The sequence below is a fragment of the Streptomyces sp. NPDC002076 genome, from assembly GCF_053593835.1.
The window spans coordinates 59,614-75,370 of the sequence record NZ_JBSFDI010000009.1; the positions used below are offsets into that span (position 1 = coordinate 59,614).

Sequence of the window (15,757 nt, forward strand, 5' to 3'; positions counted from 1 at the left end):
AGGGCTCCTTAGCCGGCGGGAATCTCGAACTTGGACGTGCGCTGCATGCCGGCGGCCCGGCCCTTGCCGGAGATGACCAGGGCCATCTTGCGGCTGGCCTCGTCGATCATCTCGTCGCCGAGCATCGCGGAGCCCTTCTTGCCGCCCGCCTCGGACGTGTAGTAGTCGTACGCGTCCAGGATCAGCTCGGCGTGGTCGTAGTCCTCCTGGGACGGCGAGAAGATCTCGTTGGAGGCCTCGACCTGGCCCGGGTGCAGCACCCACTTGCCGTCGAAGCCGAGGGCGGCGGCGCGCTGCGCGACCTCGCGGTAGCCGTCGATGTTGCGGATCTGCAGGTAGGGGCCGTCGATCGCCTGCAGGTTGTTGGCGCGGGCGGCCATCAGGATCTTCATCAGGATGTAGTGGTAGGCGTCCGCCGGGTAGCCGGGCGGCTGCTCGCCCACGACGAGGGACTTCATGTTGATGGACGCCATGAAGTCGGCCGGGCCGAAGATGATGGTCTCCACGCGCGGCGAGGCCTGCGCGATCGCGTTGACGTTGTTCAGGCCCTGCGCGTTCTCGATCTGCGCCTCGATGCCGATCTTGCCGACCTCGAAGCCCATCGTCTTCTCGATCTGGGTCAGCAGGAGGTCCAGGGCCACGATCTGCTCGGCGTTCTGGACCTTCGGCAGCATGATGCAGTCGAGGTTCTGGCCGGCGCCCTCGACGACCGTGACGACGTCCCGGTACGTCCACTCGGTCGTCCAGTCGTTCACGCGCACGACGCGCGTCTTGCCCGTCCAGTCACCCTCGTTGAGGAACTTGACGATGGTGTGCCGCGCCTCGGGCTTGGCGAGCGGCGCGCAGGCGTCCTCCAGGTCGAGGAAGACCTGGTCCGCCGGGAGGCCCTGCGCCTTCTCCAGGAAGCGCGGGTTCGAGCCCGGCACGGCCAGGCAGGAGCGCCGCGGTCGAAGGCGGTTGACAGGCGTGGTCATGCGGGGACCTCCAGGGGGTCGAGCTTGTTCGCTTTACGGATCTCGTCGACGATGCGGCCGATGATTCCGGTGATGTCGAAGTCCTTCGGGGTGAACACCGCGGCGACACCGGCGGCCCTGAGCTGCTCGGCGTCACCATTCGGGATGATGCCACCGGCGATCACCGGTATATCTGTGGCACCGGCCACACGCAGCCGCTGGAGTACGTCCGGCACCAGCTGGGCGTGCGAGCCGGACAGGATCGACAGGCCCACCGCGTGCACGTCCTCGGCGAGGGCGGCGTCCACGATCTGTTCGGGCGTCAGCCGGATGCCCTGGTAGACCACCTCGAAGCCGGCGTCACGCGCGCGTACGGCGATCTGCTCGGCGCCGTTGGAGTGCCCGTCCAGGCCCGGCTTGCCGACCAGGAAGCGCAGCTTGCCGACGCCGAGTTCGCGGGCCGTGGCGTCCACCTTGGCGCGCACCTCGGCGAGCGCGGAACCCGGCTCGGCGGCGACCGCCACCGGCGCGGAGGAGACCCCGGTGGGCGCCCGGTACTCGCCGAACACCTCGCGCAGCGCGCCCGCCCACTCGCCGGTCGTGACCCCGGCGCGGGCGCACTGCAGCGTGGCCTCCATCAGGTTGTCCGTGCCCTTGGCGGCCTCCTTCAGCCGCTCCAGCGCCTTGCACGGGCGCGGGTGGTTGAAGGGCGGCTGGTAGCGGGTGTCGCGCCAGTTCTGAAGCCCGGCGATGACCCGGGCCTCGACCGCCGGGTCGACCGTCATGATCGCGGTGTCCAGGTCGGCCGTGAGCGGGTTGGGCTCGGTGCCCTCGAAGGCGTTGACGCCGACGATCTTCTCCTGGCCGGACTCGATCCGGGCCCGGCGCTCGGCGTGCGAGGAGACCAGCTGGGACTTCAGATAGCCGGACTCCACGGCGGCCATCGCGCCGCCCATCTCCTGGATGCGGTCGATCTCCGCGAGGGAGTCCGCGACCAGCTGGTCCACCTTCGCCTCGATCACCTTCGAGCCCTCGAAGATGTCCTCGTACTCCAGCAGGTCGCTCTCGTAGGCCAGCACCTGCTGGATGCGCAGCGACCACTGCTGGTCCCAGGGGCGGGGCAGGCCGAGGGCCTCGTTCCAGGCGGGCAGCTGAACGGCACGCGCGCGTGCGTCCTTGGAGAGGGTCACGGCCAGCATCTCCAGCACGATCCGCTGGACGTTGTTCTCCGGCTGAGCCTCCGTCAGGCCGAGGGAGTTGACCTGGACGCCGTAGCGGAACCGGCGCTGCTTGGGGTCCTGGATGCCGTACCGCTCACGGGTGACCTTGTCCCAGATGCGGCCGAACGCCCGCATCTTGCACATCTCCTCGATGAAGCGGACACCCGCGTTCACGAAGAAGGAGATGCGGGCGACCACGTCACCCATGCGCTCCTGCGGCACCTGGCCGGAGTCGCGCACGGCGTCGAGGACGGCGATCGCGGTGGACATCGCGTACGCGATCTCCTGCACCGGCGTGGCCCCGGCCTCCTGCAGGTGGTAGCTGCAGATGTTGATCGGGTTCCACTTCGGGATGTGGGAGACCGTGTACGCGATCATGTCCGTCGTCAGGCGGAGCGAGGGCCCCGGCGGGAAGACGTGCGTCCCGCGGGACAGGTACTCCTTGACGATGTCGTTCTGGGTCGTGCCCTGGAGCTTGGTGATGTCCGCGCCCTGCTCCTCGGCGACGACCTGGTAGAGCGCCAGCAGCCACATGGCGGTGGCGTTGATCGTCATCGAGGTGTTCATCTGCTCCAGGGGGATGTCCTGGAACAGCCGGCGCATGTCACCGAGGTGCGCGACGGGCACGCCCACCCGGCCGACCTCGCCGCGGGCGAGGATGTGGTCGGGGTCGTAGCCGGTCTGCGTCGGCAGGTCGAAGGCCACCGACAGACCGGTCTGGCCCTTGGCGAGGTTGCGCCGGTACAGCTCGTTGGACGCCTCGGCCGTGGAGTGGCCGGCGTACGTCCGCATGAGCCACGGACGGTCCTTCTGGCGCTCTGTCATCTATGGCCCTCAGACGTTCCGGAAGCGGTTGATGGCGTCGATGTGCCGGGCGCGCATCTCCTCGTCGCGCACGCCGAGGCCTTCCTCGGGGGCGAGACAGAGCACGCCGACCTTGCCCTGGTGCAGATTGCGGTGGACGTCGTACGCGGCCTGGCCGGTGTCCTCCAGGGAGTAGACCTTCGAAAGGGTCGGGTGGATCTTGCCCTTGGAGATCAGGCGGTTGGCCTCCCAGGCCTCGCGGTAGTTGGCGAAGTGGGAGCCGATGATCCGCTTCAGGGACATCCACAGGTAGCGGTTGTCGTACTCGTGGTTGTACCCGGAGGTCGAGGCGCAGGTGACGATCGTGCCGCCCTTGCGGGTGACGTAGACGGAGGCGCCGAAGGTCTCGCGGCCGGGGTGCTCGAAGACGATGTCGACGTCCTCGCCGCCGGTCAGCTCGCGGATGCGCTTGCCGAAGCGCTTCCACTCCTTGGGGTCCTGGGTGTGCTCGTCCTTCCAGAACTTGTAGTCCTCGGCGCTGCGGTCGATGATCAGCTCGGCGCCCATCTTCCGGCAGATCTCGGCCTTCTGCTCGCTGGAGACCACGCAGATCGGGGTGGCGCCGCCGGCGAGCGCGAACTGGGTCGCGTAGGAGCCGAGGCCGCCGCTCGCGCCCCAGATCAGGACGTTGTCGCCCTGCTTCATCTGGGCGCCGTTGCGGGAGACCAGCTGGCGGTAGGCGGTGGAGTTGACCAGGCCCGGGGCCGCGGCCTCCTCCCAGCTCAGGTGCGCCGGCTTCGGCATCAGCTGGTTGGACTTGACCAGCGCGATCTCGGCGAGGCCGCCGAAGTTGGTCTCGAAGCCCCAGATGCGCTGCTCGGGGTCGAGCATGGTGTCGTTGTGGCCGTCGGAGGACTCCAGCTCGACGGACAGACAGTGGGCGACGACCTCGTCACCGGGCTTCCAGGCGTTGACGCCCGGGCCGGTGCGCAGGACCACGCCCGCGAGGTCGGAGCCGATGATGTGGTACGGCAGGTCGTGCCGCCTGGTCAGCTCGCTGAGCTTGCCGTAGCGCTCCAGGAAGCCGAAGGTCGGCAGGGGCTCGAAGATCGAGGTCCACACAGAGTTGTAGTTGACCGAGGAGGCCATGACGGCCACCAGGGCCTCGCCCGGGCCCAGCTCGGGCACGGGAACGTCGTCCAGGTGGATCGACTTGCGGGGGTCCTTGTCGCGGGTCTCCAGGCCCGCGAACATCTCCGTCTCGTCCTTGTGCACGGTGATCGCGCGGTACGACTCGGGGAGCGGCAGGGCGGCGAAGTCGGCGGACGTGGCGTCCTTCGACTGGATCGCGTCCAGGATGTCCTTCACGGTCACGGTGTTGCCTCCGGCGGTGAGCGCCCTGAGGGAGGGGCGCTGAGGGTTCGTCGGTGCTGCTGCTGGGAGTGCTGCTGAGGGTTTGGGGAAGGTGCCGTCGGTTCGGCTGGGTGGTGCTTCGGCAGCGCTTTGTGGCGCAGGAGGTTGCCTGTGACGCAGGCGTCCGGGCGCGCGGGCCGTGGGCCTTTGGGGACAGCCGGCGAGCGAACGGTCTCTGCTCGCCGGCCGCCCGGACATCTTCAACGTATGACACCGCGTGTCAGCCTGCAAGGCACTGAGTGCCAGAAGTTGGGCTCAGGTGAAATCTTTACGTAACAAATGAGCGATGATCGATCGAACGGCGCCTGAAATCTCTTCGAAAACGGGCCCTGACATGGCAAAACGGCCACCCGGTCGGGTGGCCGTTGTCACAGCGGGGGAGTGGGCTCGGCGCTGCTACCGAGCCTCGCTCAGCGCTCCTTCAGCGCTTCCTCGATGGTCCGCATGACCTCGTCCAGCGGCGCGTCGGTACGGGCGACCGTGACGAGCACCTCGCCGTGCGCGGAGGCCGTCGCCGGGGCGGTGGTGGCCGGCTTGGGGGACGAGCTGCGTCCGGCGCCGATGCCGGTGCCGAAGGTCTTGCGGACGATCGCGAAGGCGTGGTCGAGCTGCGCCTCCACGTCGCCCTGGCCGCCCGCCCGCAGCCAGCGCCGCAGGACGTGGTTGTGGGCGGTGACGACGGCGGAGGCGGCCACCTCGGCCAGCAACGGGTCGTCGTTGGCGTCGTCGGCGTGCGCGTGCTCGTCGAAGTGGCCCAGGAGATAGCGGGTGAACAGGCGCTCGTAGCGGGCCACCGAGGCGATCTCGGCCTCCCGGAGGGTGGGCACCTCGCGGGTGAGCTTGTAGCGGGCGACCGAGATCTCCGGGGCCGCCGCGTACATCCTCATGACCTCCTTGATGCCACGGCACACGGTGTCGAGCGGGTGCTCGTGCGCGGGGGCGGCGTTGAGCACCGCCTCGGCACGGATCAGGGTGTCGTCGTGGTCCGGGAAGATCGCCTCTTCCTTGGAGCGGAAGTGGCGGAAGAAGGTGCGGCGGGCGACTCCGGCGGCGGCCGCGATCTCGTCGACGGTGGTTGCCTCGTACCCCTTGGTCGCGAACAGCTCCATGGCTGCGGCCGCCAGTTCTCGGCGCATCTTGAGCCGCTGGGCGGCGGCGCGACTGCCTGCGGCACTTTCCGGCGCGTCGGGCGTAGCTGGTGTACGTGAGGACTTGGCGGGCTGGGACATGACCCGAACGTACTGCATGTGCGCAGTTCGGTGCGCGGGTGAGGGGTTTCCCCCGCCCTGGGAGCCGCCCCCGCCCCAGGAGGGCGGGGGAGCGTCCACCGGGTCGAGCAGTCCGCCCCAGTCCGTCTCCGCGCGCGACCAGTCGCCTGCGCCGTCAGCGGCGGGCATACTCGCGGAAGCCGCGGCCGGTCTTGCGGCCGAGGCAGCCCGCGGCCACCAGGTGCTCCAGCAGCGGGGCCGGGGCCAGGCCCGGGTCGCGGAACTCTCGGTGCAGCACCTTCTCGATGGCCAGCGAGACGTCCAGGCCGACCACGTCCAGCAGCTCGAACGGGCCCATCGGGTAGCCGCCGCCGAGCTTCATCGCCGCGTCGATGTCGTCCAGGGACGCGTAGTGCTCCTCGACCATCTTGATCGCGTTGTTCAGGTACGGGAACAGCAGCGCGTTCACGATGAAGCCGGCCCGGTCCCCGCAGTCCACCGCGTGCTTCTTGATCTTCGCGCAGACCTCGCGGACGGTCGCGTGGACGTCGTCGGCGGTCAGCACGGTCCGCACGACCTCGACCAGCTTCATGGCCGGCGCCGGGTTGAAGAAGTGCATGCCGATCACGTCCTGCGGGCGCGAGGTGGCGCGGGCGCAGGCGACGACGGGCAGCGAGGAGGTGGTGGTGGCGAGGACCGCGCCGGGCTTGCAGACCTTGTCCAGCGTGGCGAACAGCTGCCGCTTGATCTCCAGGTCCTCGGCGATCGCCTCGACGGCAAGGTCGACCTCGGCGAAGGAGTCGTAGGACCCGGCCGGGGTGATCCGGTCCAGGATCTGCGCGGCGGCCTCGGCGGTCAGCCGGCCCTTGTCGACAGAGCGCGCAAGCGACTTGCCGATCCGGGCCTTGGCTGCCTGGGCCTTCTCCTCGCTGCGGGCGGCCAGCACGACGTCGTAGCCCGCCTTGGCGAACACCTCGGCGATGCCGGAGGCCATGGTGCCGGAGCCGGCGACGCCGACGGAGCGGACCTCCCGCCCCTGCGCGGTCGCGGCGTCCGCCGCCGGGGTCAGCGCGTCCGGCACGACCGTGGCGCTGCCCGGAGCCTCGTAGGTGTAGAAGCCGCGCCCGGACTTGCGGCCGGTCAGGCCCGCCTCGCTGAGCTGCTTCAGGATCGGGGCCGGAGCGTGCAGCCGGTCGCGGGACTCGGCGTACATGGCCTCCAGGACCGTGCGCGCGGTGTCGATGCCGATCAGGTCCAGCAGCGCGAGCGGGCCCATCGGCAGGCCGCAGCCGAGCCGCATCGCCGCGTCGATGTCCTCGCGGGAGGCGTAGCGTGCCTCGTACATCGCGGCGGCCTGGTTGAGGTAGCCGAAGAGCAGGCCGTCGGCGACGAAGCCGGGGCGGTCGCCGACCGCGACCGGCTCCTTGCCCAGCTCGATCGCGAGGTCGGTGACGGCGGCGACGGCGCCCGGCGCGGTCAGCACCGAGGAGACGATCTCGACCAGCTTCATGGCCGGCGCCGGGTTGAAGAAGTGCAGGCCGAGCACCCGCTCGGGGCGGGCCGAGTCGGCGGCGAGGCGGGTGACGGACAGCGCGTTGGTGCCGGTCGCGAGGATCGTCTCCGGGCGGACGATGCCGTCCAGCTCACGGAAGATCTGGTGCTTGACCTCGTACGACTCCGGGACCACCTCGATGACGAGGTCGGCGTCGGCCGCCGCCGCGAGGTCGGTGGCGGTGCGCACGCGGGCCAGGGTGTCGGCGCGCTCCTGCTCGGTGAGCCGGCCGCGCTCCACGCAGCCGGCGGTGCGGGCCTCCAGGGCGGCGACGCACTTCGCCGCCTGGGCCTCGCTGATGTCGATGCCGATCACCTCGCGGCCCGCCTTGGCGAGGACCTCGGTGATGCCGGTGCCCATGGTGCCGAGGCCGACGACGGCGATCGTCTTGAGCGGGGACAGGCTTGAGTCGGAAAGGGGAGTGGCCATCGCGGGACTCCAGGAATGAGGGTGACGACGAGGAGCGCGCCGGGTGCGCCGAGGGGCGCACCGCGGAGCGGAAAGGGATGCGGGTGTTGCCGGGCTGCTGAGCGCACACGCCCGGTGCTGCCGGATGCCACGGGCGCTGCACACGCCCGTGAACGGCAAACGGCGGCGAATCCGACCGGCCCTGTCCCGGAGCCGGGTCGTATTGCGGTACGTCGTACCGAACCGACAACGCTCACAACGGCTGCGTCACCAAACCGTCGTCAGCGGAAGCGCGAGTGGGTAACTCGCTCGTCTGAGCTTAACCCGTGAGTAACGAGCGCGCCAGATCTGAGTCCGGCCCGACTTTGTGATGTAGCTCCCGCACGCTCCGCGACCCGCCTACGCTGGGCTTCGTGGACGAAGAGTTGCGATCGCTCACGGAGCGCTTACGGCAGGAGTCGCACGGTTCGGCGGCGTTCGACCGGCTGCTGGCGACCGAGGACCACGACGAACTCGCGGAGGTGCTCACCGCGCCCGGACAGCCGCTGTGGGCCAGGGAACTGGCCGCGTTCCGGCTCGGCCGCGCCGGCGACCGGCGTGCCTTCGAGTCCCTGGTGCTCCTCCTCAACCACCGTGACCCCCCGCGCTGTGCCTCCGCCGCCCATGCCCTCGCCCGCCTGGGCGACCCCCGCACCGCCCGCGCCGCGGCGGCCCTCGCCACCAACGAACTCCGCGTCGCCTACGCCCTGCACCCGGTACGGCTGCTGACCGACCTGCGCGCCCCGGAGTCCGTGCCCGCCCTGATCACCGCTCTGGAACGCCGGCTGCGCCCGCACGACCCCTACCACCGCGTCGCCCTCGCCTGCGTGGACGGCCTCGGCACCCTCGGCGACCCCCGTGCCCGCCGCGTCCTCAAGGAGGCCTTCGCCCATCCGGCGCTCGCGGAGGCGGCGGTGCGGGCGCTGGCCCTCATCCCGCAGCAGGACGAGGTCGGATGAGGCCCCGTCAGCCGGGCAGTTCCCTGACGTACCGCACCTCGGGCACCGACACGCCGCCCGCCTCGAAGGGCTCCTCGGCACCGTCCGGCCGGAACCCGGCGCGCTCGTAGAAGCGGCGGGCGGAGGTGCTCTCCCGCACGACCCACAGATACATGCGCGGGTACGACGAGCACCGCTCGACCGCCTCGGCGAGCAGGGCCCGGCCGACACCCGCGCCGAGGTGCGCCGGATCGACGTAGATCGCGTACAACTCGGCGTCGCCGGTGCGCACTTCACCGTCCCGGTACGGGCCGTACGCCGCCCAGCCGAGGACCTTGCCCGCCCGCTCGGCGACCAGGTTCACCACCGAGCCGTCCCCTTGCGCCAACCACGCCCGCCGCCGCTCGGCGTCCGCCGCGATGCTGAGCCCGTCGAAGTACGACTGCGGCATGATCCCCTGGTAGGCGTGCTGCCAGCCGTGGATGCGGATCTCGGAGACGCGGTCGCAGTCGGCGAGACTCATGGGGCGTACGAAAGTCGGCTGATCATCCATGCCCGCACCCTAATGCGGCGGCCGGCAGACCTCGTTCCGCCATCGCGAGCCTTCGGACGTGCCGCGCCGACCGAAGACGGTCGTCTGGCCCCGATGACTGGTGAAGAGCTCGTCGGCGAACACACCGTCGGGGCAGCCGGTCTGGCCGCTGCCCGCCTAGGAGCCCTGGCCCGGCCGGTCGCCCACCACTGCCAGCGCCTCGATCTCCATCAGGAACTCCGGTGCCACCAGCCCGGCCACCTGGACCGCGGAGGACGCCGGGAGGCGATCGTCGGGTATGTGGGCGGCGCGGGCCGCGCGGATGGCCGGGAGGTGGGCCGTGTCCGTGACGAAGTAGGTCAGTTTCACCACGTGTTCGAATCCGGCGCCCGCCGCGGCCAGACAGCGCCTGAGGTTCTCGAAGACCTGGCGGGCCTGGGCCGCGGGGTCGCCCTCGCCGACCAGCTTGCCGTGCCCGTCCAGGGCGAGCTGGCCGGAGACGGCGACGAAGCGGCCGGTCGCCGAGACGACATGGCTGTACTGGGTCGCGGGGGCCACGCCCTCGGGGGCGGTGATACGGGTCGGTTCGGTCATGGCTCCATGGTGGCGCACGCCACTGACAACGCCCCGACCGGTCGCGGATTCGCCCTGCCGGCGGACGCCGTCCCTACCGTCGGAAGCCCAGCAGGCCGTGCAGCGCCGAGCCGCCTGACGACGTCGACGCCGCCTTCGCCGCCAGTGGTTTCGGGTCGGGCGACTTCGCGCAGACCGCGTCGGCGACACCCGCGCCGCGCGGCACCCGGCCGTTCGTCAGATACGCGGCCAGGTACTTGTCCAGGCAGGCGTTGCCGCTCAGCGTGATGCCGTGGTTGCCGCCGCCCTCCTCGACCACCAGGCTGGATCGGGCGAGCAGCTGGTGGACCGTGACACCGCCGGGGTACGGCGTGGCCGCGTCGTCCGTCGCCTGGAACAGCAGCACCGGCGGCAGCTCGGCGTTGGCGATGTTCAGCCGCGTGCGCCGCGCGGTCGGCCAGAACGCGCACGGCGCGTTGTACCAGGCGTTGTTCCAGGCCATGAAGGGCGCCTTGTCGTACACGTCCCAGGTCTCCGCGCGCCACCGGTTCCAGCTGTCCGGCCAGGAGGCGTCATGGCACTGCACCGCCGAGTAGACGCTGTAGCCGTTCTCCCCGGAGCCGCCCACGGCCGCGAAGTTCTGGTAGGCCTCCACCAGCGGCCCGGTGTTCTTCGCGCGCGTGTACGCCGCGAACGCCCTGGCGAGGTAGGGCCAGTAACCGTCGTAGTAGCCGCCGGGGATGAAGGTGTCCTCCAACTCGGAGGCGCCCACCTTGCCGCCGGCCGGCTTCTTCGCCAGGGCCGCCCGCATCGCGTACCACTCGGCCTCGATCTTCTCGGGGTCCTTGCCGAGGTGGTACGTGGAGTCGTACCGGGCGATCCAGGCCATCAGCGCGCGATGGCGGTCGTTGAACGCGTAGTCCTGGGCGAGGTTGTCCTCGTACCAGACGCCGACCGGGTCGACGACCGAGTCCAGCACCAGGCGGCGGACCCGCTCCGGGTACAGCTTCGCGTAGACAGCGCCGAGGTAGGTGCCGTAGGAGTAGCCGAAGTAGCTGATCCTCGGCGCGCCGAGCGCCCGGCGGATGAAGTCCATGTCTCGTGCGGCGCTGACGGTGTCGATGTACGGCAGCACGTCGGCGTACTTGCGACCGCAGGCGGCGGCGAAGGACCTGGCGCGTACGAGGTTGGTTCGCTCCAGCGCGGCCGTGGCGGGCACGGTGTCCGGGCGCACCGTCCTGAAGTGGCCCGGCGCGCAGTTCAGGGACGGGCTGCTACGGCCCACCCCGCGCGGGTCGAAGCCGACGATGTCGTACTGCGCGGCCACGCTCCGGGGGAGGGCCGAGGCGACGAAGCCGGCGAGGGTCAGTCCGCTGCCGCCGGGCCCGCCGGGGTTGACCAGCAGCGGTCCCTGGGAGGTCTGCGCGGTGTGCGGGACGCGCGAGAGGGCGAGCGTGATCTGCCGGCCGGACGGGTTCGCATGGTCCAACGGCACCTTCAGGGAGGCGCACTGGAGCGTCGGATATCTGCCGGTGCCGCACTCCTTCCAGCTGAGGTGTGCCGAGGGGGCGGCGTGCGCGGGAACGGCGGTGACCGAGCCCGCCAGCACGGCGGCGGCCGCGCACAGCACGGCTGCGCGTGTTCTCATGCGTCCTCCCGGGACGGCGGTGTCGGTGGACTGCGAAGGTCCACATCTTCCGCCGTATCGTCCCGGAATCGGCGCTCAGAAGAACACGTTATAGGCAGAGATGACCCGATTGGGTCGAGCGAAGCCGTCGAACGCCCTCACGCGAGGGTGGGCAACGCCCCCCGGTGAGCCCTCACATGAGGGTGAGCTGGGTCGGTTCGGCCACGGCCTCGGGCTCGGCCGGCTGCTCCGGGCGGATCCGGCGGGCCAGGCCCGGACGGCTGGGCCCGATGCCGTACTCCTGTGCCAGCTCGTGCACCTGACGGGTAATCCGGCGCTGGTACCACTTGGGTGCGTAGGCACCCTCCGCGTACAGCCGCTCGTAGCGCCGCACCAGGTACGGATGGTGCTGCGCGAGCCACGCCATGAACCACTCCCGGGCGCCGGGCCGCAGATGCAGCACCAACGGGGTGACGGAGGTGGCCCCGGCCGCCGCGATCGCCCGTACCGTGGCCCGCAGCCGGTCCGGATGGTCGCTCAGGAACGGGATGACCGGCGCCATCAGCACCCCGCAGCCGATGCCGTGCTCGCCCAGGATGCGCACGACGTCCAGGCGGCGCTCCGGTGCGGGCGTGCCCGGCTCCACCGTGCGCCACAGCTCGGCGTCGAGGAAGCCGACGGAGACCGAGATGCCGATGTCCGTCACCTCGGCCGCGCGCACCAGCAGGTCCAGGTCGCGCAGGATCAGGGTGCCCTTGGTGAGGATCGAGAACGGGTTGGCGTGTTCGGTCAGGGCGGAGATGATGCCCGGCATCAGGCGGTAGCGGCCCTCGGCGCGCTGGTAGCAGTCGACGTTCGTGCCCATCGCCACGTGATCGCCCTGCCAGCGGCGGGAAGCGAGCTGGCGGCGCAGCACCTCGGGCGCGTTCACCTTGACGACGATCTGGGTGTCGAAGCCGATGCCGGTGTCGAGGTCCAGATAGCTGTGCGTCTTCCTCGCGAAACAGTAGACGCACGCGTGTGTGCAGCCCCGGTACGGGTTGACGGTCCACTCGAACGGCATGCGCGAGGCGCCCGGCACCCGGTTGAGCACCGAGCGCGCCCGGACCTCGTGGAAGGTGATCCCGCGGAATTCCGGCATGTCGAAGGTGCGGGTGGTGACGGCGTCGGCGCCGAACAGCGCGGTCTCGGCCCGGCCGTGTTCGCCCTCGCCCGTGAGGTTCTCCCAGCGCATGACGCCTCCTCGCTAGCACTGCGCACACAATAGAACATGTGTTCCCATGATCGTGCGGCCGCTGGTGAGAAGCCTTGACGGCACCCCCCCAATTTGGGTGGCCGGGCACCGGGGTGGTTGGCTTTCCCCAACCCCGAGAAACCAGGTCCTGGAGGAACGCAATGGCGCAGGTCGAGGCCACTACGGAGCGGGTCGTCGCGGCGGACGCGGAGAAGGTGTTCGACGCCCTCGCCGACTACCGCGACACGCGGCAGAAGCTGCTGCCCGAGCACTTCAGTGAGTACGAGGTCCGCGAAGGCGGCGACGGCGAGGGCACCCTCGTCCACTGGAAGCTGCAGGCCACCAGCAAGCGGGTGCGCGACTGCCTCCTGGAGGTCAGCGAGCCCACCGACGGCGAACTGGTCGAGAAGGACCGCAACTCCTCCATGGTCACCACCTGGCGCGTCACCCCCGCCGGCGAGGGGAAGTCCCGGGTCGTCGTCACCGCTACCTGGAAGGGCGCCGGCGGCATCGGCGGCTTCTTCGAGAAGACGTTCGCCCCCAAGGGCCTCGGCCGGATCTACGACGCCGTGCTCGCCAGGCTCGCCGCCGAGGTCGAGAAGTAGGGCCAAGGCTCCACCGGTGAAGGGGTGTTGTGCCCCTTCACCGGTTCGGGTGGATCTCCCCTTCGTCCGGAACGATGCCGTAACTCACCGCAGTTGTTCACAGTTGACGCTTTACGCGGGATTTGTGACAGGTGTGACGAGGGGAGCGGTACGTGGGCGGCACGACACTCGTGGAGCAGGAGCCGGTGGTGACACCGGCCCGGAAAGTGACCGCTGCCGCGCCGCAGGCCCCCGCACCGGCCGCCGAACTCGGCGCACAGCGCGTGCGGTTGGTGTTCTTCGGGCTGATGCTCGCCCTGCTGCTCGCGGCGCTCGACCAGATGATCGTCGCGACCGCGCTGCCCAGGATCGTCGGCGAACTGCGCGGCCTGGACCGGATGTCCTGGGCCATCACCGCCTATCTGCTCACCTCCACCATCGGCCTGCCGCTGTACGGCAAGCTCGGTGACCTCTTCGGCCGCAAAGGCGTGTTCCAGTTCGCCATCGCCGTCTTCGTCCTCGGCTCCGCGCTCGCCGGCCGGGCGCAGTCCATGGACCAGCTGATCGCCTTCCGCGCGGTCCAGGGCGTCGGCGCGGGCGGGCTCATGATCGGTGTGCAGGCGATCATCGCCGACATCGTGCCGCCCCGGCAGCGCGGCCGTTACATGGGCCTGATCGGCGCCGCCTTCGGGCTCGCCTCCGTGGCCGGACCCCTGCTCGGCGGCTACTTCACCGACCACCTCTCCTGGCGCTGGTGCTTCTATGCCAACGTCCCCTTCGGACTGGTCACCCTCGCGGTCGTCACCGTCGTCCTGAAACTCCCCAAGCCGGTGAGCCGCGGCCGCCTCGACGTCCTCGGCGCGCTGCTGCTCGCCGCCGCCTCCACCTGTCTGGTCCTGCTGACCAGCTGGGGCGGCACCGAGTACGCCTGGGGCTCCCGGCAGATCCTCGCCCTCGGCGCCGGCGCGTTCGCCTCCGTCGTCCTCTTCCTCGTCGCCGAGCGGTTCGCCGCCGAACCCCTCATCCCGCTCAGGCTGTTCCGCGACTCCGTCTTCAACGTCAGCGGCCTGGTGGGCCTCGTGATCGGCGTCGCCCTGTTCGGCGCCGCCAGCTATCTGCCGACCTTCCTGCAGATGGTCGACGGGGCCAGCGCCACCGAGTCCGGGCTGCTGATGCTGCCCATGATGGCCGGGATCGTCGGCGCCTCCATCATCGGCGGGCAGCTCATCAGCCACACCGGCCACTACAAGATCTTCCCCGTGCTCGGCGGAGCCGTCTCCGCCGCCGGCATGTGGCTGCTGTCCCGCCTCCAAGCGGACACGCCCCGGCTGCAGTACAGCATCTGGATGGCCGTCCTCGGCGCCGGCATCGGCATGGTGATGCCCGTCCTCGTCCTCGCCGTTCAGAACTCGGTACGGCCCGCCGACCTCGGCACCGCCACCAGCGCCAACAACTACTTCCGGCAGATCGGCGGCAGCGTCGGCGCGGCGGTCTTCGGCACCCTCTTCGCCAGCCGGCTCACCTCCTCGCTGCACAAGGAGCTGCCCCCGCGCGCGGGCGCGGCGCTGCCCGACCCCGAGTCCATCACCCCGCAGCTCGTCCACGCGCTGCCCCCGGCGCTGCGTGACGCCTACATCCGCGCCTACGCCGACGCGATGCCCCGGATCTTCCTCTACCTCGTCCCGGTGCTCGCCCTCGGCCTGCTCATCGCCTTCTTCCTCAAGGAGAAACCCCTGGTGTCCCACCCCACCGCCGAAACCGAACCCGAGACCATGAACACCCCGATCCCGCAGGCCCGTTCGCCCTACGCCGCCGGAATCCCCGTCTGCGGCACGGTCCAGCACCCCGACGGCACCGTGGTGCCCCGCGCGGCGCTCACCCTCATCGACGTCGCCGGGCAGCAGATCGGGCGCGGCGCGAGCGGCGAGGACGGACGGTACGCGCTCAGCACGCCCGGCTCCGGGTCGTACGTGCTGATCGCCGCCGCCGGCGGCCACCAGCCGCAGGCCGTCTCCGTCACCGTCGGCGAACGGCCCGTCGAACTCGACGTCGTCCTCGGCGGCGCCGGACGCCTCGCAGGCAGCGTGCTCACCGCCGACGGCAGCCCCGTGCGCGAGGCCACCGTCACCCTCACCAACGTGCACGGCGAGGTCGTCGCCGCCACCCGCAGCGGCCGCGAGGGCGGCTATGTCATCACCGAGCTGGTCGCCGGCGAGTACACCCTCGCCGCCAGCGCCCCCGCCTTCCGCCCGGCCGCGCTCCCGGTCACCGTGCAGGCCGCCCGGGAGACCCGGCAGGACGTCGAACTCGCGGGCGGCGCCGTGCTGAAGGGCACGGTCCGGGCGAGCGGCGGCCGGCCCGTGGAGGACGCGCGCGTGACGCTCCTCGACGCCGCCGGGAACGTCGTCGACACCCTCACGACCGGGGCGGACGGAACGTTCCGGTTCGTCGACCTCTCCTCCGGCGAGTACACCGTCATCGCCGCCGGTTACCCGCCGGTCGCCACCGTGCTGCAGGTCGCGGGCGGCGGCCGTACCGAGCGGGACCTGCAGTTGGGACACGAGGACTGAGCGAGGGCGCGGGGCGGGGACGCCCGCAGGCCGCTGAGCTGCGCGCCGGTGCGATCCGGTGAAACCAATTCCAGGATTGCCACACATCGCGACCGGCCGCCG

General features: G+C 70.7%; 12 protein-coding genes. 3 read left to right on the forward strand and 9 right to left on the reverse strand.

The genetic code is table 11. The features are described 5' to 3' along the window. Positions 1 to 8: 8 nt before the first annotated feature. The 5 genes from ACWCQS_RS20370 to ACWCQS_RS20390 all read right to left on the reverse strand — a co-directional run bounded on the left by ACWCQS_RS20370 (position 9) and on the right by ACWCQS_RS20390 (position 7,579). A complete protein-coding gene (locus ACWCQS_RS20370; protein ID WP_388633718.1) occupies positions 9 to 974 on the reverse strand; it encodes an HpcH/HpaI aldolase/citrate lyase family protein in 966 nt (321 codons plus the stop codon). Continuing rightward, positions 971 to 2,998, reverse strand: coding sequence for a protein meaA (locus ACWCQS_RS20375; RefSeq protein WP_451005707.1), 2,028 nt, complete (start codon positions 2,996 to 2,998; stop codon positions 971 to 973). The genes ACWCQS_RS20370 and ACWCQS_RS20375 overlap by 4 nt, the downstream gene beginning before the upstream one ends. Positions 2,999 to 3,007: 9 nt before the next feature. Next, complete coding sequence (ccrA, locus tag ACWCQS_RS20380) at positions 3,008 to 4,345, reverse strand: crotonyl-CoA carboxylase/reductase (protein ID WP_451005914.1); 1,338 nt, start codon at positions 4,343 to 4,345, stop codon at positions 3,008 to 3,010. A 455-nt stretch (positions 4,346 to 4,800) separates the two neighbouring features. Further along, positions 4,801 to 5,619 (reverse strand): TetR family transcriptional regulator, encoded by an 819-nt coding sequence (locus ACWCQS_RS20385; protein WP_451005708.1) that lies wholly within the window; start codon positions 5,617 to 5,619, stop codon positions 4,801 to 4,803. Positions 5,620 to 5,773: 154 nt separating this feature from the next. Beyond that, positions 5,774 to 7,579, reverse strand: a complete 1,806-nt coding sequence (locus ACWCQS_RS20390) for a 3-hydroxyacyl-CoA dehydrogenase family protein (RefSeq protein WP_451005709.1) — start codon at positions 7,577 to 7,579, stop codon at positions 5,774 to 5,776. Between the two features lie 392 nt (positions 7,580 to 7,971). Here ACWCQS_RS20390 and ACWCQS_RS20395 point away from each other — a divergent pair, with 392 nt between their 5' ends. Beyond that, positions 7,972 to 8,556: an adenylosuccinate lyase gene (locus ACWCQS_RS20395; protein ID WP_451005710.1), complete on the forward strand. Its 585-nt coding sequence runs from the start codon at positions 7,972 to 7,974 to the stop codon at positions 8,554 to 8,556. 7 nt (positions 8,557 to 8,563) lie between these two features. Here ACWCQS_RS20395 and ACWCQS_RS20400 read toward each other — a convergent pair whose 3' ends face one another. From ACWCQS_RS20400 to ACWCQS_RS20415, 4 genes are all read right to left on the reverse strand, one after another. Continuing rightward, positions 8,564 to 9,088, reverse strand: coding sequence for an N-acetyltransferase family protein (locus tag ACWCQS_RS20400; RefSeq protein ID WP_451005711.1), 525 nt, complete (start codon positions 9,086 to 9,088; stop codon positions 8,564 to 8,566). A 156-nt stretch (positions 9,089 to 9,244) separates the two neighbouring features. After that, positions 9,245 to 9,661: a RidA family protein gene (locus ACWCQS_RS20405; protein ID WP_451005712.1), complete on the reverse strand. Its 417-nt coding sequence runs from the start codon at positions 9,659 to 9,661 to the stop codon at positions 9,245 to 9,247. A 73-nt stretch (positions 9,662 to 9,734) separates the two neighbouring features. After that, on the reverse strand, positions 9,735 to 11,288 hold the full coding sequence (locus ACWCQS_RS20410; protein ID WP_451005713.1) for an alpha/beta fold hydrolase: 1,554 nt from the start codon (positions 11,286 to 11,288) through the stop codon (positions 9,735 to 9,737). Positions 11,289 to 11,460: 172 nt separating this feature from the next. Then, a complete protein-coding gene (locus ACWCQS_RS20415; protein ID WP_451005714.1) occupies positions 11,461 to 12,501 on the reverse strand; it encodes an Rv2578c family radical SAM protein in 1,041 nt (346 codons plus the stop codon). Positions 12,502 to 12,662: 161 nt separating this feature from the next. Here ACWCQS_RS20415 and ACWCQS_RS20420 point away from each other — a divergent pair, with 161 nt between their 5' ends. Both ACWCQS_RS20420 and ACWCQS_RS20425 read left to right on the forward strand, forming a co-directional pair. Then, positions 12,663 to 13,106, forward strand: a complete 444-nt coding sequence (locus tag ACWCQS_RS20420; RefSeq protein WP_451005715.1) for an SRPBCC family protein — start codon at positions 12,663 to 12,665, stop codon at positions 13,104 to 13,106. Between the two features lie 152 nt (positions 13,107 to 13,258). After that, the gene (locus tag ACWCQS_RS20425) at positions 13,259 to 15,655 is read left to right on the forward strand and encodes an MFS transporter (protein ID WP_451005716.1); all 2,397 of its coding nucleotides are present in this window, start codon (positions 13,259 to 13,261) and stop codon (positions 15,653 to 15,655) included. Positions 15,656 to 15,757 lie beyond the last annotated feature (102 nt).

What these genes read in the sequence shown, in the direction of transcription:
- ACWCQS_RS20370 (WP_388633718.1), bottom strand. Translation starts at nt 974, where the DNA reads ATGACCACGCCTGTCAACCGCCTTCGACCGCGGCGCTCCTGCCTGGCC.
- ACWCQS_RS20375 (WP_451005707.1), bottom strand. Translation starts at nt 2,998, where the DNA reads ATGACAGAGCGCCAGAAGGACCGTCCGTGGCTCATGCGGACGTACGCC.
- ACWCQS_RS20385 (WP_451005708.1), bottom strand. Translation starts at nt 5,619, where the DNA reads ATGTCCCAGCCCGCCAAGTCCTCACGTACACCAGCTACGCCCGACGCG.
- ACWCQS_RS20390 (WP_451005709.1), bottom strand. Translation starts at nt 7,579, where the DNA reads ATGGCCACTCCCCTTTCCGACTCAAGCCTGTCCCCGCTCAAGACGATC.
- ACWCQS_RS20400 (WP_451005711.1), bottom strand. Translation starts at nt 9,088, where the DNA reads ATGGATGATCAGCCGACTTTCGTACGCCCCATGAGTCTCGCCGACTGC.
- ACWCQS_RS20405 (WP_451005712.1), bottom strand. Translation starts at nt 9,661, where the DNA reads ATGACCGAACCGACCCGTATCACCGCCCCCGAGGGCGTGGCCCCCGCG.
- ACWCQS_RS20410 (WP_451005713.1), bottom strand. Translation starts at nt 11,288, where the DNA reads ATGAGAACACGCGCAGCCGTGCTGTGCGCGGCCGCCGCCGTGCTGGCG.
- ACWCQS_RS20415 (WP_451005714.1), bottom strand. Translation starts at nt 12,501, where the DNA reads ATGCGCTGGGAGAACCTCACGGGCGAGGGCGAACACGGCCGGGCCGAG.
- ACWCQS_RS20420 (WP_451005715.1), top strand. Translation starts at nt 12,663, where the DNA reads ATGGCGCAGGTCGAGGCCACTACGGAGCGGGTCGTCGCGGCGGACGCG.